The 337-nt window shown below is 35.6% G+C and carries 1 protein-coding gene; it reads left to right on the top strand.

Features of this window, described 5'->3' with window-relative positions:
• On the top strand, positions 1 to 337 hold a 337-nt coding region (locus QWI17_RS19480), incomplete at both ends, for a RagB/SusD family nutrient uptake outer membrane protein (RefSeq protein ID WP_302724197.1).

The raw sequence follows: 337 nt of genomic DNA, 5'->3' as shown, positions 1-337 counted from the left end.
AATATACTCGTTTAATGTTCAACTTAAATGTATTGACAACAGACGAATCTATTGTTGGTTGGGGAGATCCAGGTTTACCAAACTTGCATGAGATTTCTTGGGGTGCAAGCAACAGTTTTGTTGAAGCAATGTATTATCGTTTAGCACAAACAGTTTCTTTCTCAAACTCATTTATTGCAAATGCTGAAGCTTTATCTAGCACAACTCCAGAAGTGAAAGAATATGTGGCTGAAGCGCGTTTCATTAGAGCATATGCTTATTATAGCTTAATGGATTTATATGCGAATGTTCCGTTAGTAACAGAAGTTTCTTCTGAATTACCAAAACAAAGCAATCG

It is taken from the genome of Gilvimarinus gilvus (genome assembly GCF_030518155.1).
Lineage (GTDB): Bacteria > Pseudomonadota > Gammaproteobacteria > Pseudomonadales > Cellvibrionaceae > Gilvimarinus > Gilvimarinus gilvus.
This window is presented reverse-complemented; position numbering and strand designations above follow the sequence as displayed.